Source organism: Lacrimispora sp. (assembly GCF_031982545.1).
GTDB lineage: Bacteria > Bacillota > Clostridia > Lachnospirales > Lachnospiraceae > Lacrimispora.
Genome location: NZ_DALYXB010000018.1, coordinates 29,034 through 49,784 on the forward strand (window position 1 = coordinate 29,034; position 20,751 = coordinate 49,784).

General features: G+C 39.6%; 20 protein-coding genes. 19 read left to right on the top strand and 1 reads right to left on the bottom strand.

Annotated elements, in window-relative coordinates:
• Positions 1 to 76: 76 nt before the first annotated feature.
• Complete coding sequence (locus tag ABS301_RS23300; RefSeq protein ID WP_277409070.1) at positions 77 to 268, top strand: YjfB family protein; 192 nt, start codon at positions 77 to 79, stop codon at positions 266 to 268.
• 78 nt (positions 269 to 346) lie between these two features.
• Here ABS301_RS23300 and ABS301_RS23305 read toward each other — a convergent pair whose 3' ends face one another.
• A complete protein-coding gene (locus ABS301_RS23305) occupies positions 347 to 2,164 on the bottom strand; it encodes a glycosyltransferase family 2 protein (RefSeq protein ID WP_349674462.1) in 1,818 nt (605 codons plus the stop codon).
• A gap of 419 nt (positions 2,165 to 2,583) precedes the next feature.
• On the opposite strand from ABS301_RS23305, the gene ABS301_RS23310 reads away from it, so the two are divergent.
• From ABS301_RS23310 to fliM, 18 genes are all read left to right on the top strand, one after another.
• Positions 2,584 to 3,825 carry a flagellin N-terminal helical domain-containing protein gene (locus ABS301_RS23310; protein ID WP_349674463.1) on the top strand — a complete coding sequence of 414 codons (1,242 nt, stop codon included), beginning with the start codon at positions 2,584 to 2,586 and terminating at the stop codon, positions 3,823 to 3,825.
• Between the two features lie 91 nt (positions 3,826 to 3,916).
• Positions 3,917 to 5,236, top strand: a complete 1,320-nt coding sequence (locus ABS301_RS23315; protein WP_349674464.1) for a glycosyltransferase family 2 protein — start codon at positions 3,917 to 3,919, stop codon at positions 5,234 to 5,236.
• A gap of 156 nt (positions 5,237 to 5,392) precedes the next feature.
• Complete coding sequence (locus tag ABS301_RS23320; protein WP_349674465.1) at positions 5,393 to 7,039, top strand: glycosyltransferase family 4 protein; 1,647 nt, start codon at positions 5,393 to 5,395, stop codon at positions 7,037 to 7,039.
• 743 nt (positions 7,040 to 7,782) lie between these two features.
• The gene (gene flgB / locus ABS301_RS23325; protein WP_349674466.1) at positions 7,783 to 8,163 is read left to right on the top strand and encodes a flagellar basal body rod protein FlgB; all 381 of its coding nucleotides are present in this window, start codon (positions 7,783 to 7,785) and stop codon (positions 8,161 to 8,163) included.
• Positions 8,164 to 8,180: 17 nt separating this feature from the next.
• Positions 8,181 to 8,492, top strand: coding sequence for a flagellar hook-basal body complex protein FliE (fliE, locus tag ABS301_RS23330; protein ID WP_349674467.1), 312 nt, complete (start codon positions 8,181 to 8,183; stop codon positions 8,490 to 8,492).
• 26 nt (positions 8,493 to 8,518) lie between these two features.
• Positions 8,519 to 10,114, top strand: a complete 1,596-nt coding sequence (fliF, locus tag ABS301_RS23335; protein ID WP_349674468.1) for a flagellar basal-body MS-ring/collar protein FliF — start codon at positions 8,519 to 8,521, stop codon at positions 10,112 to 10,114.
• Positions 10,104 to 11,108 carry a flagellar motor switch protein FliG gene (gene fliG, locus ABS301_RS23340; protein WP_349674469.1) on the top strand — a complete coding sequence of 335 codons (1,005 nt, stop codon included), beginning with the start codon at positions 10,104 to 10,106 and terminating at the stop codon, positions 11,106 to 11,108. The genes fliF and fliG overlap by 11 nt, the downstream gene beginning before the upstream one ends.
• Positions 11,101 to 11,865 carry a FliH/SctL family protein gene (locus ABS301_RS23345; RefSeq protein ID WP_349674470.1) on the top strand — a complete coding sequence of 255 codons (765 nt, stop codon included), beginning with the start codon at positions 11,101 to 11,103 and terminating at the stop codon, positions 11,863 to 11,865. Before fliG ends, ABS301_RS23345 begins: the two co-directional genes overlap by 8 nt.
• 14 nt (positions 11,866 to 11,879) lie before the next feature.
• Positions 11,880 to 13,181, top strand: a complete 1,302-nt coding sequence (gene fliI / locus ABS301_RS23350; RefSeq protein WP_349674471.1) for a flagellar protein export ATPase FliI — start codon at positions 11,880 to 11,882, stop codon at positions 13,179 to 13,181.
• A gap of 22 nt (positions 13,182 to 13,203) precedes the next feature.
• Positions 13,204 to 13,653, top strand: coding sequence for a flagellar export protein FliJ (gene fliJ, locus ABS301_RS23355; protein WP_349674472.1), 450 nt, complete (start codon positions 13,204 to 13,206; stop codon positions 13,651 to 13,653).
• A gap of 72 nt (positions 13,654 to 13,725) precedes the next feature.
• The gene (locus ABS301_RS23360; RefSeq protein ID WP_349674473.1) at positions 13,726 to 14,979 is read left to right on the top strand and encodes a flagellar hook-length control protein FliK; all 1,254 of its coding nucleotides are present in this window, start codon (positions 13,726 to 13,728) and stop codon (positions 14,977 to 14,979) included.
• A gap of 19 nt (positions 14,980 to 14,998) precedes the next feature.
• On the top strand, positions 14,999 to 15,547 hold the full coding sequence (locus ABS301_RS23365; protein ID WP_349674474.1) for a flagellar hook assembly protein FlgD: 549 nt from the start codon (positions 14,999 to 15,001) through the stop codon (positions 15,545 to 15,547).
• A 64-nt stretch (positions 15,548 to 15,611) separates the two neighbouring features.
• On the top strand, positions 15,612 to 15,983 hold the full coding sequence (locus tag ABS301_RS23370) for a TIGR02530 family flagellar biosynthesis protein (protein WP_349674475.1): 372 nt from the start codon (positions 15,612 to 15,614) through the stop codon (positions 15,981 to 15,983).
• 81 nt (positions 15,984 to 16,064) lie between these two features.
• Positions 16,065 to 17,690 carry a flagellar hook-basal body complex protein gene (locus tag ABS301_RS23375; RefSeq protein ID WP_349674476.1) on the top strand — a complete coding sequence of 542 codons (1,626 nt, stop codon included), beginning with the start codon at positions 16,065 to 16,067 and terminating at the stop codon, positions 17,688 to 17,690.
• A gap of 64 nt (positions 17,691 to 17,754) precedes the next feature.
• Positions 17,755 to 17,958, top strand: a complete 204-nt coding sequence (locus ABS301_RS23380; RefSeq protein WP_277409047.1) for a flagellar FlbD family protein — start codon at positions 17,755 to 17,757, stop codon at positions 17,956 to 17,958.
• 33 nt (positions 17,959 to 17,991) lie between these two features.
• Positions 17,992 to 18,801, top strand: a complete 810-nt coding sequence (locus ABS301_RS23385) for a motility protein A (protein WP_349674477.1) — start codon at positions 17,992 to 17,994, stop codon at positions 18,799 to 18,801.
• 50 nt (positions 18,802 to 18,851) lie between these two features.
• Positions 18,852 to 19,640 carry an OmpA/MotB family protein gene (locus ABS301_RS23390; protein WP_349674478.1) on the top strand — a complete coding sequence of 263 codons (789 nt, stop codon included), beginning with the start codon at positions 18,852 to 18,854 and terminating at the stop codon, positions 19,638 to 19,640.
• 22 nt (positions 19,641 to 19,662) lie between these two features.
• Positions 19,663 to 20,703, top strand: coding sequence for a flagellar motor switch protein FliM (fliM, locus tag ABS301_RS23395; protein ID WP_277409045.1), 1,041 nt, complete (start codon positions 19,663 to 19,665; stop codon positions 20,701 to 20,703).
• Positions 20,704 to 20,751 lie beyond the last annotated feature (48 nt).

Here is a 20,751-nt window from a genome sequence, read left to right on the forward strand (position 1 = left end):
AGTTCCATAAGAAATGTCGATATAATTAGTGTTGAACCATAATTTCTTAAAACATGTGATGTGAAAGGAGAAAGATATGGATATTGCAGCAATGAGTATGCAGTTAAGCTCTTCTAAAATTCAACAGAGTGCCGGATTAAGCGTTGCAAAGAAGGCAATGGATAACCAGGAAATGCAGGCAGCCGATCTTTTAAAGATGATGGATGCGGCAGTCCCAAATCAGATTAAGACAACTGGTTTAGGACAGTATGTTGATGTAAGAGTCTAAGAGTAAAAAGTTAAGGAGCAAAACCGGTTCATTGGTTTTACTCCTTAATTTTTTTGCAGGCCATGATAAAATGAGTGGTTAGCTCTGTTTTTCGCACATTAAGAAAAATCGGTCCAGGTGTTCGGTATAACCGCCCTTTTGTTCTTTGGGTGTTGTGGTATCCAGGATGGCTTTAAGCTGCGTTTTTAAATTCAGTTTGCTGATTAATAACAGAAGAAGCTCCTGGATATTAATTAACATCAGGGAATCTTTCCCGTTTAGCATTCGTTCTTCAGAAAGTTCCTGCTTTAGATGATAGGCATAGGGGTTTGCTACATAAAAATATAGGAATCCACCTGATTTTAAGTGGGTGGAACATTCTGTAATCAGCTCTTTGTAGTCCGGATAAATGGATAAATCCCTGCCCAGGCTGATATAGTTGTAGAGACCCTCCGGAATGTGCTTATGTGTTTCTAATATAGAGGGAGACACAATGACCGGGCTATTAAATGGATTTAAATCGTCTTTCAGGTTAGAGTCATTGATAAGGAATGAAAAAGAATTTTTTTTCTCCAGTCTTCTAAGCTGTGTTTTAAATTGCAGCACATCAGCTCCAAAGCCGGGATCAATGACAAGTGTGGCAACTTCCGTAGACTGCTGTGGAATGGTAAGTAGAATGTGGGATAGCTGATAGGTATCATAACAATAGTTATTTCCCCAGGGATCAATCCCATGTTTTTCTTGAAACAGTAATCTTCCATTTAAGAGGGTTCTGTTTTTAACCTGGTCGTCCTTACCGGTAATGCTTCCATAATGATAGCACCAGGTATCCCGGCAGAGAATCTGCTGAAATCCCGCTCTTCTCGCACGCAGACTGAAATCATCATCCCAGAATTCCATAGTATGAAAATAGCGGTCTGCAAATCCAATGGTATTCACCTTATTCACATCGTATAATGCGATTACAGGCATGAGCCTGCACCGCTCTTCCCAGAGGTACGGGCAGGTACGGTTATGGGCTTTCGCCGTTGTTTCTGTAGTCTCCGGGGTGAATTCTGCCACCATACCCTGCAGGTTGCTGGTGTTTGGCGTGCTGGGAACAGACATGATTGCGTTAGGGTAAAACTGTAAGCAGGTAAGAAGGTTATCCAGCCAGTGTTCTGTAAGAATGGTGTCGTTATTCACAAATGATGCATATTTCCCTTCGCAAACCCGGTATAGCAGGGAAAAGATCATTGTTTTAACATTTTCCTTTAAATTTATGACCTTTGTTATACCCAGACTTTCAAAGTATTCTTCTGTCCCGTCGGTGGACCCGTCATTGAGAAGTATCAGCTCACAGGGATATTTGGCGAGATCTGTGTTGCGGAAGAGACTATCCAGACATCTTTTGGTATATTCCAGTTTGTTATAAACAGGAATCATAATGGAAATAAGATATTTTTCGCCCCTGTTGCTGTAGGTATTTTTGTGGTTTTCGGCAAATTCAGTTTCATAGTATTCGTTCATTTTTTCCTTATCAGGATAGATCAGAGTCCAGAAGTAGGTGTCTTCCAGCCATTCCTGTAGAAATGGAATTAGCTGATATTCGGTTAATGCGGCTGCTTTTTCCCGGTTGTCGTTTAAGATGAGCGATGTTAGCTTATCAATCGTCCAGTTTATGTTGTGATACATGGATTGGAAAGATATCGGGATATTTTGTATTGAAGGATGACTTAATGCGGATTCCAAGTCAGTGGTCAGGGATTTTAGTATCTTTAGCTGGCTGATCAGGAGACAGTTTTCCTGATAGGACAGGGTGGGAAGGAAATTTGTGGCTATATGCAGCAGGAAATTCTGGTTTTGAATCACCCGTATCCAGAAATTTAGAGAGCCGTCGGCAGAAGCTGTATCTAATATTAGAAATTTGTGCGTCATAATAGATTCCTTTTTAGAATGAAGTGCGGCGTCAGGTGTAGAAAAATGATTAAAGACGCTGCCAGGTATGCAGGTATCACTTTATTATATGGCTGCTGAGTGGGTTCTTTGAATCCTGCAAAAAATATTTAAAAATTTACAAAAAATGACTTAACTTTTTAAGTCATCGACTCGATAAAGTATGTGAAAGGAAGATGATGATAAATTACTTTTGCAAAGCGGTTTTAACCTGATTTTGCGGTGTTAATTTATTGGACAGGCTTCTTAAAGACACAAGTGTCAAGTTTTTACGAAACCCGCTAAGCGGCTGGTACCCCGCTGAGGTTTCAAACATCTTAACGCTTATCTGGAAACCAGAAAGCGTCCTATCATTCAGGGAAAAGGATTTCCCTGATACACATTCAAGGAGGAATAAACATATGAGAATTCAGCACAATATCGCAGCTTTAAACTCTTACAGACAGTTAGGAAGCAACAACACATCCGTATCTAAGAACCTTGAGAAATTATCTTCCGGTTACAGAATCAACCGCGCAGGTGATGACGCAGCTGGTCTTGCTATTTCTGAGAAGATGAGAGCACAGATCACAGGTCTTGAGACAGCTTCCAAGAACGCAAACGATGGTATCTCTTTAGTTCAGACAGCTGAAGGTGCTTTAACAGAAGTTCACTCTATGTTAAACCGTATGGTTGAGCTGGCTACACAGTCTGCTAACGGAACCTATCAGGATAACGTTGACCGTGAGAACCTTACAAAAGAAGTTGACTCTTTAAAGAGTGAAATCGACCGTATTTCTGAAGGTACAAACTTCAACGGAATCAATCTGTTAGATGGCAGCCTTGGTAAGGCAACAGGTGTACCAGGTACAGCTATGGTAACTACGGGAACTGACCTTACTGTAGCAACAGTTTTAAACGCATCTGGTGCTTCTATTGCGCCTAATCAGGATGTATCAATTGCCGATGCTGGATCTGGTAAGATTTCAGTTGTAGTTACTAATAATGACGATGGTTCTTCTAAGACTACAGTTATTGATCTTGCAGAGGTAACTAAACGTACAAATGGTGCAAATGCAGGAAAAGCTTTAGGTACAGGTGCACCAGGTACTTTGGCAGCAGGTGAAACAGCTACCATTGATCTGACCAGTGTAGGACTTGGCAAAATAGATATTGTTGGTAATGGTGCGACTTCAACTACTCTTGCTACTAACTTAGCTGGTGAGATTTCGGGTGTGGGAACACCTGTAGGAGGAGGAACTGGAACTGGATTGGCATTGCAAATTGGAGATACCGGTGATGATTTCAATAATCTGACTGTTAGCGTTGGTTCCATGAGCTCTAAGACACTTGGTCTCGATTCTATAGATGTGAGCACTCAAAACGGTGCAAAGAATGCCATTAAGACAATTAAAGATGCAATTAATACTGTTTCATCTACCCGTGGTGATTTAGGTGCTTTACAGAACCGTCTTGAGCATACTATCAACAACTTAGGTGTAACCACCGAGAACATGACTGCAGCAGAGAGCCGCATCCGTGACGTTGATATGGCAAAAGAGATGATGAACTATACTAAGAACAATATTCTGGTTCAGTCTTCTCAGGCTATGCTTGCTCAGGCAAATCAGCTTCCTCAGGGAGTTTTACAGTTATTAAAATAATATAATTGTTTAATTATCTTGATTTATATCCCTCGAAAGGCTTAGTTCCTTTTGGGGGATATTCTATATAAATGAAAAGAGGTTTATCTTTATGATTCGCAATGTGCGGTTATCTCAATGCATGATAGTTAAAAACGAGGAAAAAAACATAAGAAGAGCTCTGGAGTGGGGGAAAGGAACTGTCTTTGAACAAATTGTTGTTGATACAGGGTCTGATGACCACACTGTTGAGATTGCCAAGGAATTGGGGGCTACCGTTTTTCAATTTCCATGGATTGATGATTTTTCGGCTGCCAAGAATTTCGCGATAGACAAGGCGAAAGGGGATTGGATCGTATTTTTAGATGCGGATGAATATTATACATCTGAAAGTGTTGCAAAGATAATTCCCATTCTGATGCAAATAGAAAATGGGCATTATGAAACGGTGAAACCCCATGCAGTAAGAAGCTTGTTGATTAATTTAGATGACCAGGGACAGGCTATTTCAACTGGTCATCAGGAACGTATTTTTCGTAATACTTCTGTTTTGCGTTATCATAACCGAATACATGAATCGTTATATATATCAGATGGTAATGAGTTAGTTATTATAGATGCCTCTAATGATCTAAAAATATGTCATACTGGTTATACGAGACGGATTTATCAAGAAACCGGTAAACGCGAACGTAATATACGAATTCTTCGACATGAGGTGGAGGCGTGCCCGGATAATTATAATGCATGGTCATATTTAGGGGATGCCTTGTTAGCCTTGGAATCATACGGTGAAGCGGAACAATCTTATTTACATGTAATTGAAAATGCGGATAGAGTTCGTTCGAAGGCAAGGCTGGAAGCGGCATTTTGTAATTATCTAAAACTTAAATTTTTAAGTAATACAGGTACGGAAGAGAAAATTATTAATATCTACGATGCGGGTAAAGCAGCTGGGAGCGAATCACCTGATTTGGAATACTGGTTTGGCTATTGGTATTATAAAAGGGATAATAAAGAGAATGCTGTTCTATATTTTGAAAAAGCATTAAAAATGCTAGATCAATATAATGGCGGCAGCTTTTTGGATATAGTGGGCGGTTTATTGGAAGTTTATCAAATGCTTTTTTGTTCTTATAGAGAGTTTGGGATGGTTTCTGAAATGCTGAGGTATGGTGTGCTGGCCCTTAGACTTAATCTATACTTAATGCCTATTATTCAGGATATACTGTATCTTTTTAAAACGGAAAAAGGAGAAATTCTAACCGGAGACATGACTTTTGACTTTTTACTAAAGCTATATCAACCTATTTCTTTGAAAAATAAATTGTTTTTATTGAAAGCATCTAAGATTGCAGATTTCCCTGCTTTGGAGAACAAGATATATGGATTGTTTTCTGCCGAAGAACAAATTGCATTGGAAAAAGAGTGATTTCCTGACGATTATGGTCAGCTTTGCTTATGTCGGTGGTAATGTTTTGTATAACGTTCTTAAACAGCCACTATTATTTTGCTATATATAAACAACATTAGTCATCGAACATAAAGTATAAAATTTACAATACATTTTATTATGAGGAAGGGGATTATGATGTTAACTCCTTATATTTGTAGTAACGATATCTTTAGACTTTTGAAACAACAAAAGGCTAAACGTATCTTGTATATTAATGAATCGGGGAAAAGGAATGATGAATTATTCATTTTCCTGTCAAATAAATTGGGACGTTCTGTCAATGTCGATACAATTTCATTTTCAAATAATGATAGTAAAAAGCTAACGTATGGATGGCATGTTATATTAATCAGAGGTGAAATCCTTAGTAAAAATCAAAATATAAATGAAATATTAAAAAAATTAATATACTACGCCAAACAGTCAGTTATGGTTGTTTCTCCTGTTTATATGTGCGAGAACGGTAAACCTACAGATTATACAAGTGGTATACGTTACTTATATCCAACCCGTTTTCATGAATTTGATTTTACATATCAAGAATATAATGATGAATTAAATGAGAAAAAATGGCAAATATATAATTTTTATACGCAGAATGATATAAAATCACCTTTATCTTTTGACAAGATTTCATATACAGAAGATGCTTTTTTTAATAGAAAATTAAATATAGTATATGCGCTACCGCACCTTAAGCTTACTGGTGGATTAAAATATCTTTTAACTCACGCTAAATTTTTGTTTGAAAGAGGACATAATGTTTATTTGATGTATTTAGGTGGTAGAGATGCAATTCCTTTATGGAGTGGATTAAGTCAAGAAAATATAACTGGACAAATATGTGTATCTACAGATGAAGAAATTTCTGTTTCATTGAAAAAGTATAAGATTGACGCTATTGTAATTGGCTTTTATACACAATTGAACCGGATGGTTAACTTTCAAATACCTATTCTCTATTGGGAACAAGGTTCGGAAAATTTATTTGGTGATTGGGGATCTGTACAATCACATAATAGTCCCTCATTAAATGAAATCCGTAATATATATCATTTGCCAATTGCAATAGCTTCTGTTTCACCTATCGTTACTAGCGTTTTAAAAGCACGCTATGGTAGAATTTCACCATTATTATATACAGGGATCGATACAGAATTCTATAAACCTCTCAATGAAAACTGTGAAAAGCGACATGATGGATTTTTGAAAATTCTTCTTGTAGGGCAACCAGGTCTATTATTCAAAGGATTTTTTATGATAGTAGAAGTTCTAAGACAATTATGGAATAATGGATATAGGTTCCAAGTTACTTGGGCTTCACAAGTTGAATTTACTATAAATGCTCCTTATCCAGTCGAAATTTTAGTAAATACTTCGCAAATTGCTTTGGCCGAACTTTATCGTGAAAGTGATATTCTAATTAGTGGTTCTGTTTATGAATCTTTTTCAATGCCACCTATGGAAGCGTTTGCTTCAGGCACTGCTGTTGCATCAACTGATAATGGGGGTATTCGAGTTTATGCAAAACCAGGTGAAAATATTCTGTTAGCTGAGCAAGGAAATTTTTTTGATTTGTATACGGCTATCGAATATCTGATTAGATATCCGGAAATTAGAAATAAATTAGCTCAAGAAGGAAGAAAGGAATCATTAAAATTTTCGATTAATCATTCAATTGATCAATTGGAAAACATTTTATATCATATTGTATCTTATCACTCTAAAGAAGTTCACTCTTCATCAAGTTTAGAATTTCCTGAGATAATAGAACATTAGTGAATCCCTGCGGTTACCTTAAGTAATGCATGGTATTTGAAAAAAGGGCGACATTTCTATCAACCGTTTACTTTCCGCTACATTTATGGTACTGCTTTTAGGGGCCGTACTGTCCAGCGAATTGCTGTTACGAGTGATATGGATTAAAGGTATTAAAAAGTGGATTCGTGGAAGGGGTCTTGAAGAATATTCAATCAAGAAATTTCTCTGACTACAGCATTAGTTCTGCCGGTTTATTTATATTCTATTACATTAATGATGTCGTATTTTTCGCTTTAATTTCCTACACAATTATCTATACAATTCCAAAGACTTATTATGCGCGTAAAATTAACGTAATTTCAGAGTAAAATTGTTACATATGTTAATAAAACAGTATTATAAACTTAGAACTAGTAACTGAAAAACGAATGAAATGCGCAAAAATTACCAAAGAATTAACCCATATTTACCCAGTCCAACTTAAAAATTATAGTAAAATTTAGCTCTCTCAATCCAAGAAAACCCCGTAAATACGGGGTTTTCTTGGATTTCCTAATTTTTCCTTACGAAAAACCGTGTCGATTTCTTAGAACTTTCTTGACAATATTTGTAATAAAATGTAAAATGAAGTAAGAAAATTACAAAAAATGTAAGATTTTGCATTTGACTGTTAAAATTTAACTATTTTTTCCATTTTGTAACAGTCCGTATACGTCATTATGGCATATTACCGGAAGAAATGAAAGTGAGGAACAGATCCGATGAATTCGATTTTTGGAAACAGCATTTCCATGGCGGAAAAATCTCTGGATTATTTGTGGGCTAAGCAGACGACGACGCTTAATAATATCGCGAATGGGGAAACTCCGGGCTATAAAGCCAAATATGTGAAATTCGAAGATGAATTTCGTAACCGGCTCGCGGCAGCAAGGAAAGGTACTTCGGCAGATATCGGTAACACTATCAGTAACTCCAGATATTTTATACGAAATACCAATGAGGAATCTGCAAGATTAGACGGCAACAATGTAAATGTGGATGTAGAGAACGTGGAGCTTGCAAGGACTACACTGCAGTATCAGTACGAACTGAATTCTTTAAACAGTGATATCAGCAGACTACGTACAATTATTAAAGGTTAAAACGGGAGGCATATAAGATGGAACAGATGTTCATAACGCCCATTCGCTCATTGGACTCCATTGGGGATATAGGAGCAGCTAAGAAGGTTGTATCAGGACAAGACGGAGGATCTGCATTTTCAGATATTTTCAAAGAGGCAGTTCAGAATGTGAAAACAACGGAAGCAGACTTAAACAAACAGCAGTACCTTTTGGCGACCGGGCAGATTGATGATGCACATACCGTGCCAGCTGCAGCGGCAAAGGCCCAGTTATCCGTAGAACTTTTAACAGCACTTAGGAATAAGGCATTGGAAGCTTATACGGAAATAATTCGTATTAGTATTTAAAACAGATAACAGGGCGGACGTACGCGATGGAAAAAATTAAGGAATTATTAGGTAAACTAAGTGATAAGACGAAAAAGATAATTATTGCGTCAGTGATTGGCGTATTGGTTATAAGCGGTGCTGTGTTCGCAGCATTATCCATGCGGCAGAAACCGTATGAAGTTATGTTTACCGGGGTGAGTAGTGAAGAATCAAAACAGATTATTGGGAAACTGCAGGAAGACGGGATAGATTATCAGTATGACAATGGTGACATTAAGGTGCCTACAGAGCAGATGGACACCACAAGAGCCAAGCTGGTATCAGAAGGATATCCCAAAAGCGGTTTTACATATGACGTTTTCAAAAACAATGTTAATCTTATGACTACAGATACAGATCGTCAGACATTTAAGCTGTATGATCTGGAAACAAGAATTGGATCTACGATTCAGATCTTTGATGGAGTAAAAGAGGCATACGTTACCATAGCCCTGGGAGAAACTTCTAAATATGCACTGTCCGAAGATAGCGCGAAGGAAGCGAGTGCCCAGGCTGTTGTCGTTATGAAAGATGGGGGATCGCCGACAGAAGAACAGGCGAATTCCATACAGCTTTTGATTTCCAGAAGTATTCCAGGTATGGTAATTGATAATGTATCTGTCTTTGACGGCAACGGCCGTCAGGTATCAACTAACGCTGGCGATACTGATACAAATTCCGGAAAAGCTGCAGATGAGATAGCAAAGCTCATTGAAGACCAGATCACGGCTAAGGTAATTAATGTACTGGGTCCCATATACGGAAACGGCAATGTGCGTGTATCTGTAAAAGGCACCGTGAATATGGAAAAGCTGATCCGGGAAAGTATTGTTTACAATACTCCGGAAAAGATTGACGAGAAGGATAAAACCGGTCTTACTTCTGAGGAATCCATTTCCAAAGAATATTCAGGGAATGCCCAGACAGCGTCAGGGGTTGCCGGTTCAGAGGCCAACGCCGATATTCCACAGTATAATGCAGGCGGACAAAACACGGATAGTGCATATGCATCTAACAGCCTGAACAGAAAGTACTTATTGAACCAGATTAAGGAGCAGGGACAGGTTAATCCGGGAAGTATCGAGAATCTTACTGTTTCTGTCGTAGTCAATGGCAGCGACTTTGGAACACTTTCCATTGATGATATCCGTAATCTTGCAGGAAATGCTGCGGGAATTGCCCAGGCAGACCGGGCTGAAAAAATTACAGCTGTGGCGGCGCCATTCTACACCATAGAGGTTCCAAAAGAACCGGATAAGCCTGCAGAGGCAAGTACCAATGGTATTTTGATTAACCAGTGGATTCTCATTGGGGCACTGGCTGGAGTACTTCTTCTGATACTTATGATTGTACTCATTGTACGTCGCAGAAGAAAGAAAAGAGCGCTTGCAGAAGAGTTGGAAGAAGATAGTCAGGAAGATGTACCGATTCTGCCTCAGATGCCTTCTAAGGAAGAACAGGAGATTGAAATTCTTGCTCCGGAAGAAGACAGAGGAGCCGAACTGCGTGAAAGCGTTCGGGAATTTGCAGATCAGAACCCTGAGATCTCAGCACAGCTATTAAAGACCTGGTTAAATGGAGGAAACAATAATGACGACTAATCTAACGCCGGAGCAAAAAGCGGCAACAGTTATTGTTTCACTCGGTGTGGATAAGGCTTCCAAAATATATAAGTATCTGAGTGAAGAGGAAATTGAAAAATTAACAGTCGAAGTTGCAAAACTGGGACATGTTCCGTCAGAAACCACACAGGCCGTATTGGACGAGTTTTATAAAACATGTTTAACCCAGAAAGTGGTAACAGATGGTGGTCTGGAATATGCAAGAACTGTTTTGGAAAAGGCATTTGGAGAAAGTACTGCCAACAGCCTGCTCCAGAAGGTTACCCAGTCCCTTAAATCCAGATCCTTTGGCTTTATCCGGAAGAGTGATTCCAAGAATCTTTTCTCAATACTCCAGCATGAGAGGGCTCAGACCATTGCGCTTGTTTTATCCTATACCAATGAAGAGATGACCGCGCAGCTGATCTCTGAGCTTTCTCCCGAGAAGCGCCTTCAGGTTGTGGAATCCATTGCCAGAATGGAAAGCGCATCTCCAGAAGCAATTAAGATCGTGGAAGGTGAGATTAAGAAGAAGTTCTCCGGTATCCTTACAACGGATTATACAACCGTTGGCGGTATCGATTACATAGCAAACGTAATGAACCATATGGACAGAGGAAACGAAAAACTTATCTTCGACGAGTTGGGAAGAAAAGATGCGGAACTGGCCGATACGATTCGGAAAAAGATGTTCGTATTCGAAGATATCATTACGATGGACGACAGATCCATTCAGCGTTTTATCCGCGAATGCGATATGAAGGATATGGTATATGCGCTTAAGAATGCCAATAAGCAGATTACAGATGTTATTTTCAACAATATGTCTACCCGTATGAAAGAAAGCATTCAGTCCGATATGGAAGTTACCGTTAATGTTCGTCTGAAGGATGTAGAAGAGGCACAGCAGAGAATCGTTGCTATTATCAGACGTCTGGAAGAAGAAGGCGAGCTGATCATCAGCAAGGGCGGAAAGGATGATATCATTGCCTAATATTATCAAGGGTTCTGAGGCTGCAAGTCGGGTTCTGGAATATGGTTTTAAACAGAAATTTGAAGATATCGTTGTGAAAAAAGACTCAACCGGATCCATAGAGGAAGAACTGTTTCAGCCTGTTGAAGAAGATGAATATTCTCCGGTTGCGGAGATTTTTGAAAAGGCATCGAATCAGGCACAGGAGATTGTAAATCAGGCAAGAGAAGAAGCTGAAAAAATTCTTGCAGATGCCAGAGAAACCGGTTATCAGGAAGGCTATGAAGCCGGTCTGAAGGAAGGACATGCAGTTGCCTACGAAGAACATAAGACAGAACTTGATTTACATATGAAAGAATTCCGTGAAACCATTAAATCTACTATCGAAAGCGTTACGGAAGAGAAAAACAGGATTCTGGAGACGTATATTGATGATTTAAAACGAGTCACCCTGACCATAGCGGAAAAGGTGATTCAGACCAGCTTGAAATCAAGCGGTGAGATTATTAAAAGAATGATCGTTGCTGCTGCAGGAAAATTGAAAAAGACTCAATGGGTGAAGATCTACGTATCTCAAAAGGATGCCGGTATGATGATCCAGGGAGACGTGGGGCTGCTAAATGAACTTTCTCATATATCCGGAAATATCAAAATAATTTCGATGGATCATTCCGAAGAAGGAACATGCATCATTGAACTTCCGGAAGAAATTATTGATGTCAGCGTAAACACCCAGATTGAAAACATTAAGGGAATCCTTAATAACGCAAGACTGTAGCAGGAGGAATCCGTATGTTCAAAGATTTAACGGAGTTAATCATGAAAACAGAGACCATAGACCATATTGGCAAGATAGAAAATATTGTTGGTATGTCTATGGAAGCCTCCGGAGGAAAGGCCAGCATTGGAGATATAGCTTATATCTACAATGAAGACAGGAAAGAACAGATTCCTGTAGAAGTAGTTGGCTTTAAAGATGATAAGATTCAGCTTATGGCTTATGAAAACATGAGCGGTATTGCAGCTGGAAGCTTTGTAAGAAATACAAGAAGGCGTTTGAAGATACCCGTTGGAGATTTTTTAAGAGGCCGGATTATTGATGCCAAGGGAGAACCCATGGATGGAAAAGGACCTTTTGAAAATCCCAAGTATTATTATGTGGAAAACCCTTATATCAATCCTATGACCCGTCCTCCCATCACAGATCCGCTGGAATTTGGAGTCAAAGCAATTGATGGTATGAATACCATCGGAAAAGGCCAGCGTATCGGAATTTTTGCAGGAAGTGGTGTTGGAAAAAGTACATTGCTTGGTATGATAGCCAGAAACGTAAAAGCAGATATCAATGTTGTTGCACTGGTGGGAGAGCGTGGTCGAGAGGTTAGGGAGTTTATTGAGAAGGACTTAGGCCCGGAAGGTATGAAACGCTCGGTTCTCATTGTGGCTACTTCAGATCAGCCTGCTATGCTTCGAATGAAATGCCCGCTGGTTGCCACTACCATTGCAGAGTATTTTAAAAACCAGGGGAAAGATGTGCTGCTTATGATGGATTCTCTGACCCGTTTTGCCATGGCGCAAAGAGAGATAGGACTTGCCATTGGCGAACCTCCGGTTGCGAGAGGGTATACCCCTTCTATTTATGCTGAATTTCCAAAACTTCTGGAACGAAGCGGTAATTTTAAAGAAGGTTCCATTACCGGAATCTACACAGTTCTGGTTGAAGGTGATGACACCAATGAACCCATTGCTGATACCGTGCGAGGTATTGTAGATGGTCATATTGTACTTAGCAGGAAACTGGCCAATGCCAATCATTTTCCAGCTATTGACGTAAGTGCCAGTATTTCCCGACTTATGACCAATATCGTTTCGGAAGAACACAGGAAAATGGCCTCTGAGATCAGAGATATATTGAGCCTGTATGAAAAGAATGAAGACTTAATTTCAATTGGTGCCTACAAATCAGGAACGAACCCGAAGCTGGATGTAGCCATTGCAAAGATAGAGAAGATCAACAAGTTTTTATGTCAGGGAATCAATGAAAATGACAGCTATGAAGAAATACTTGAGAAGATGAAAGTGATTTTAAAGTAAACTCTGTGAAAGAAGGCTAAAGATGAAAAAATTCAATTTTCCTCTTAATACTGTTTTAAATTATAAAGACCAGGTGCTTGAGAATCTCAAAACAGAACATGCGCAGATTCTCGCAGATGTCGCACAGCAGGAGAGACGGATTGAGGAATTGATGGAGAAGAGCCAAAACGCTGCCATGCGTTACAGAGAAGATACTCAGTGTGGTGTTACTGTCAATATCATGAGGGAATATGAACGTTATATAACATTTATCCAGCAAAGAATTGTGGCAGAACAGGGAGTACTCTTAAAACTTAAGAAAAAAGAAGAACAGAAGCGGGCTGAAGTGATCGAGGCGAAAAAGGAAAAGGCTTCTATAGATAAGTTGAAAGAAAAAAAGCTGGATCAGTACAACAAAGAAGTACTGAAAAGTGAAGAACTGTTTATCGAGGAATTTGTTTCCAATACGATGTCAGTTCGTAGCAGCAGGTAGTCCTGTCGGTTCAAAATCCGGCAGTTACCATAAAAAATAATGCCTGATGGCAGAAAAAAGGAAGGAGGGAGAATGATGGAGATGAAAACAAACAGCGTGGAAGTACTGATCAGGCAAATGCCAAAATCTCAGAAATCAGATGATAAATCAGTAAATGATTTTTCCGGTTTTAAGAAAATGATGAGAGAAAAAGATCTAAAGAAAGACACTGGAAGCAAAGATAAGAAGGATTTAAATAAGGAACTGGAAACAGCAGCTTCCAATGCAGGAATGCCACAAGCACAGCTGAATGAAAAAACCAGTAAAGCGGCAGACACCCCAGACCAGCAGAAAAAAGAGCTGCTGATTGCGGGCATGGAATCCTTAAAGGGACAGCTTCCTGATCCGTTGAATTCAAAAGAAGAGTCAGGAGATACAAAATCCGTGGATTCATTTCAGCTACTTAAGGAGTTTCGACTTAAGAACTGGAATCCGGAGGATGACAGTACCCTGATACAGGAAAAGGAAGACTTCAATGCATTAAACAGTCTGATACCTAAAAAGACGGTGCCGGATTCCCAAATAGGGCTGGTAGCACAGGAGGAAAATACTTCTTCGTTGAAGGATGGAGAAAAGAAAGAAGTAAATGGACCTGGAGAGGCTCTTTTAAAAATGAGCGGACAGGTTAGTTCTGTGTCAGAGAAGATTCATACAGAGTATGGTCCTGGTGTTACAGAGAAAAAACTGGTGCGGACTGATGGGCCAGGATATCGGTTAAAAACGGATGAAAAGGACAGTCAGACTGAAGAAGATACCACACAGTACAAGATCCCTGGAATGTTTCAGGAGAAGCTATTTGCATCAGGACAAATGTCTGAATTAAGTACTCACAAAGCAGAAGCAGCGAATACTGCATTACCAGTACAGAATCTGGAAGAACTGAATGCAAAGCTATCAGAAAAAATTATATCACAGATTGAAACAGGCAAAAAAAGTCTCGAAGTACAGCTGGAACCTCATAATTTAGGTAAGATATTAATTAAAGTTGCATACGAGAAAGATCAGGTGAGTGTATCTGTTGTCTGCACGGAAAGTAAGACATTAAAAATGCTGTCCCAGTCAGCGGGAGAATTAGGAACTATCCTGGAAAACAACTTGGAACGTCCAATTCATGTGATCGTAGACAAACAGCAGCCGGATTATCTGAATAATAACCAGGAACATCAGGGCAATGGGAGAGAACAGCAGGAACAGAGGCAGAACCATTCCGAAGATCTTGGAGACGATTTTATCCAAAAACTGAGACTTGGTATATCAGGTGCTGATTCTGATGAAATCAGTGAGTAATTTACGATAAGGAGAGAAAATGGCTAGTACGGATTCAATAGGCACAGGAAATTTGTTATATAACTCTGCTGCGACAACGAATACTGATTCCAATGTCAGTACGAAAAAAAACAGTGAACTGTCCACGGAAGGTTTTTTTAAACTCTTAGCTGCACAGCTTCAAAACCAGGATATGTCAAGTCCCATGGATAACTCTGAGATGATGACACAGATGACACAGATAGCCATGATGCAGGCAATGGATAACTTCTCCACATCAATGGACGATTTTGCCCAGGTAAATACAATCAATTATGGTACTTCTATGATGGGAAAGTCAGTTTTATTGGGTGTCTTGGATAAAAACGGTAATGTGGAAAAGCATAGCGGAACAGTTACCCGTGTGGATATTTATAATGGTACACCTACCATTTATCTCGATGATGACACAAAAACAGGATATCCAGTGTCTGGTATTATGTCTGTTTACGAAAAAGGACATGAACCGGTGGATGAAACTACAAATAGTACGAATACTGAGAATAACGCTGCGAACAGTACTGACGACAAGGATACAACAGATAAATAATTAGTCAGTATAACTGATAGTATGGCAGTGGTTTGGACCAGAATGAGATGGTTGGTGATTGAAAATGATAGGAAAAATAAACCAATTTGAAGATGTCCGGCAACTGAAACTTCGCAGTGCGGCAGCAGCATCGGAATGCAGCAGCTTTAGTGATGTACTAAACAGCCGGATTGGAGAAGAAGAAAGACTTCATTTTTCCAAACATGCCGCAGAACGGGTGAATCAGCGGGGAATCGAAGTCACCCCTTCATTTTTAGATGATCTGCAGTCTGCTGTGGAAAAAGCCCGTTTAAAAGGGGCGAAAGATGTTGTTATTATTAGTGAAAGAGGAGCGTTTATTGTGAATGTTCCTAATAACACAGTAGTTACAACTATGTCAGGAAATGAAATGAAAGAGAACATTTTCACCAATATTGACAGTGCCGTTTTGTTATAGCCGGACCATTTATGGGGGCTTATCCTGTATGTCTGACTGACATGGGGAGACGGCAGTTTCAAAAGAGAAAGGATAAAAAATATGGTCAGATCAATGTTCGCTGGTGTTGCAGGTCTAAGAGCGCATCAGGCAAAGATGGATGTTATAGGTAATAATATTGCAAACGTAAATACATGGGGATACAAAGCTGCAAGTATGTCTTTTAAGGATGCCATGTATCAGAACACCAGCTCAGGATCTAGTGGTAACACCGAAACCGGAGGAATCGGTGCTGTGAATGCCAACCAAATCGGTTATGGAGTTACTACTGGTTCAATTACTTACGATTTTTCAACTGGAAGTATGTCACCATCCTCAAGCGGTCTGGATTGTATGATTGAGGGAACGGGATTCTTTATTGTTGGTCCTATGTTAAGTGGTGGTTCACTTTCATTAGAAGGCGATGATGCAGTAAAATCAAGCGGTTTGTATTTATCAAGAGTTGGTAAGTTTAAAGTGGATACAAATGGTTACTTAACAGATGACAGTGGTAGTTATGTTTATGGATTCAGTTATGATCAGGACAGTAAAGAATATGCAACGGGATCGCTGGTTCCATTAAAACTGCCTGATCAGTCGGCGATCAATAAGCTGAAAAACGATAAAAATAATGATGCAGTAACTGCGGCTAAGAAAGCTCTTAGTGATGCGCAGGCTACATTCAATAGTCAAAATGCGATTGTGTCAGCAGCAAGACAGGCATATGTAACAGCTCAATCTAATTATCAGGCGAAATATGATTCCATAGAAAATGCTGCAGGTACCATTAAAGGTATTGGTAATTTAGAGGCAGACTTAACTACTAAAGAAACTGCTATGAAAACTGCGTATAATGAGTGGAAGAATGCTACCACAGACCCGAGTAATACTTTAAGAGATGCTTATTATGCAAAGCTTAAGGAATATGAACAGGCAGATTATGAATTAATTGAGTTGAAGGCGCAGCTTGTAGCACCTACTGCGGAAAAAACAATCCCATCTCCTGATAAGTACTTTACGGACTATCAGGATAAATTAGAGGCTTTTCGGAGTACGGATGAATCTCAAACAGATTATGCTGATAAAAAGAAAGAATATGAAGATGCAAAAAAGGCATTAGTTGACTTTAAAAACAAATTGAGTACATTGGAAGACGGTTCTCTTCAAAGTGTTCGAGATGCAGCTAAAATTACTGTGAGTACGGAAGAAACAAAACTTGAGGCAGCCAATAATGCTGTAACTAAGGCACAGGCTAATTTGATCACAGCTCAGACTACTGCAGCATCATCAAACAGTGGTAGTAGCAGTAGTGGTTCAAATACAGAGGACTCTCTGGCCGAGTTTTCCACTTATAAGATTCAGACAGATGGATCCATCGTCGGAACCACCTCAAATGGCGAGTCAATAACAATTGGCAAGATTGCTCTCGGACGTGTCCAGAATATGGGCGGCCTGGAAAAGGATTCCGGATATTATTATACCGTTGGTGCAAGTGCTGGGAATGTAAGTGTATTTGAAGGTGGAGGATCAGATGGTGTTATAAGAAGCAACTTCCTTGAAATGGCCAAAGTTGACCTTGCCACAGAAATGACCGACATGATTACCACACAGAGAGGTTTCCAGGCGAACTCTAAAATCATCACTGTAACCGATCAGATGCTGGAAGAATTGGTTAATATGAAACGATAATTTGTTCCACAACAATCCGGAGAGGCATTAAATCTGTCTCTCCGGACATAAGGAGAGGTATTATATGATTCGACTTACACGGCTGAATGATGAAGAATTCATTATAAACTGCACACAGATTGAACGGGTGGAATCTATTCCGGAATCAAATGTGATCCTGGTAAGCGGGAAACATTATGTAGTTAAGGAAAGTATTGAAGAAATTATAGACCGGGTAATTGAGTTTAATGCTCAGATTTATGCACGCGCACAAAAGAGGAAAGAGTAATCCGGGAGCGGCCTGGATGGTTGGAGGTTATTCATGGACATTTCGTTGATTGTAGGCTGGATAATGGGAATTATCCTCATCGTTTATGGAATTACGTTCAAAAAAATTGGAAATTTTATAGATATACCAAGCGTTATTATTGTTGTAGGCGGTACGATAGCAGCATTGATTGCAAGTTATCCATTTAAAACACTGGCACAAATACCGAAGCATGTTGGTATTATGCTGAATCCCAAACGATATGATGCGGAAAAAGTAATTGATATTATGGTTGACATGGCTAAAACAGCGAGAAAAAAAGGTCTCCTGGTTCTGGAAGAGCAGGCTAATGGCATTAAAGATCCATTTCTTAAGCAGAGTATTATGCTCATTGTAGATGCTATGGATGCGGAGAAAATAAGGGAAATGCTGGAGAGTGAAGTGTCCGCCATGTCTGACAGGCATGAACAGGATGTCAGCTTATATGAGAAAGGAACTTCCGTAGCACCAGCGTTTGGTATGATCGGTACCCTGGTAGGACTGGTAAATATGCTGAAGGGTATGAATATGGACGGAGGAGGAGCAAGCTCATTAGGAGAGGATATGTCAGTAGCGCTTATCACTACATTTTATGGCTGTGTTCTGGCTCATTTACTTTTTGGCCCTATGGCTAAAAAACTCCGAATACGAAACGATGAGGAATTTCTTTATAAGCAGATTATAATAGAAGGTGTTCTGTCCATTCAGGCAGGCGATAACCCGAAATACCTTGAAGAAAAACTTTTATCTTATCTTTCTCAGGCTCAGCAGAATAAGATAGCAAAGAAAAGGTCTGGCGGAGCCGCAACGGAAGCATCTTCCTGATAGACCAGAAAATTATTGAAGCTGTTTTAAACAGGGAAACAGGTGATTAAATGATTAAGAAAGATAAAAAGCCGGAAGAGCTGGGAAGCTGGATGGATACATATGGAGACATGGTTACATTGCTGCTGTGCTTTTTTGTTCTTCTGTATTCAATGTCCTCCGTTGACCAGAACAAATGGAAGATTCTGGTGCAGAGTTTTAATCCCAGCGCTGTTGAATCATCAGATCAGATTGTATTGGATGCCAATGCGAAAGATGGCGAGGGGGAATTAAAAGGGAATCCTCCTGCTGAAGGCGGAGAAAGTACAGATTTTGATGAATTGTATCTGATGCTGAAAAAAGTAGTCGATGATCGGAATATGCAGGATTCTGTCGAAATTACGCGTGGAGACGGCTTCACATTTATCTCATTTCGTGATAAAGTATTTTTTGATGGAGACAGCTCTGTTCTCAGACAGGAAGGGAAAGATGTCTTGAGTGAGTTTGCGGCTGCAATGGCACAGGCCAATGACAACATTAAGGAAGTTCAGGTGTTGGGACATACCTCGCAGGGGAACCCAGAGAGAGCCAATAACATTCGTAATGACCGTATGTTGTCTGCACAGCGTTCCGCAGAGGTTATTATCTTTCTGCAGAGCCAAAACGCTGTTTCACCGGAAAAACTGGTAGGGATGAGTTTTGGGCAGTTTCGCCCTATCGCACCGTTTGATACCGAAGATGGACGTGCAAAAAACCGCCGTGTTGAGATTTTGATAACGAAAAATGATACGGTTGAAAAGTCCCTGGAGGAATATTACAATCAGGTATATCACAATATTCAGAACAAAGCGGGCAATTAAATAAAAAGCGGGAGTGAAACAAATGGCTGAAGTATTATCCCAAAGTCAGATTGATGCGCTTCTCAATTCCTTAAGTGGAACTGATGAGCCTATTGATGAGATTGAGAAAAAGGAAAATGAAGTAAAATACCGGAAATATGATTTTTATAGTCCGAAGAAATTTACCAAGGACAGACTGAAAATTTTAAAGAGTATATTCGATAATTATTCCAGAATAGCAGGCTCCCAGATTAGCAGTATATTTCGGACTTCCAGCGAATTGTCCGTGGTGACAGTTGAGGAACAAAGGTATTATGAGTTTGGCAACGCACTTAGCGATAATGATATTCTTACTGTAGTTAATGTTACCCTGCCCAACAACAGTAAAAACCCTCCCCTTCTTATTAATGCAAGTATGACGCTGATGCTCAATTTAATTGACCGTATGCTGGGAGGTGTGGGAACTGATGTTAAAGTAGATGGATCCTATACATATACGGAAATTGAAATGGCTTTGTATCACAGAGTGATTCAATATATAATCGGTGCTTTAAAGGACTCCTGGTCCAGTTATATCAATTTGAAGTTCGAATTGACAAGGCTGGAAGAAAATCCAAGTATGTTTCAGGAAATTGGTGTGGATGAGACCATTGTTATTGTAGTGATAGATGTAGATATGAAAGAGTGTTCAGGAAGGCTGAATGTCTGCATTCCCGGATCACTGCTCATGAATATTTTTGATATCATGGACAAGCGTAAGCACAGTGCCATGGGTGAAGAGGCGAACAGTCAGGATAATAAGAGAGAGATTATGCAGAGCATTAAATCTTCAGATATGCTGGTCAGAGCTCAGTTGGGCGATACATCAATTTCGCTTGATGATGTTTATAACCTGCATGTTGGAGACGTAATCAACTTGAATACGCCAAAAGATTCTGATGTCAAGCTCTATGTGGAAGGTCAGCCGTGGTTTAAAGGTCAGCTGGGTGTTCATAAGCGGAACGTAGCTGTTAAAATTGATGAAATGGCTATAAATATTGACGATCAGGCTGAAAATGGAAATTACCAGACCAGTGAAAGCTGAGTCAGGGATTACATAAAGAATTATAGGATAATAAAGGAGATGTAGAAA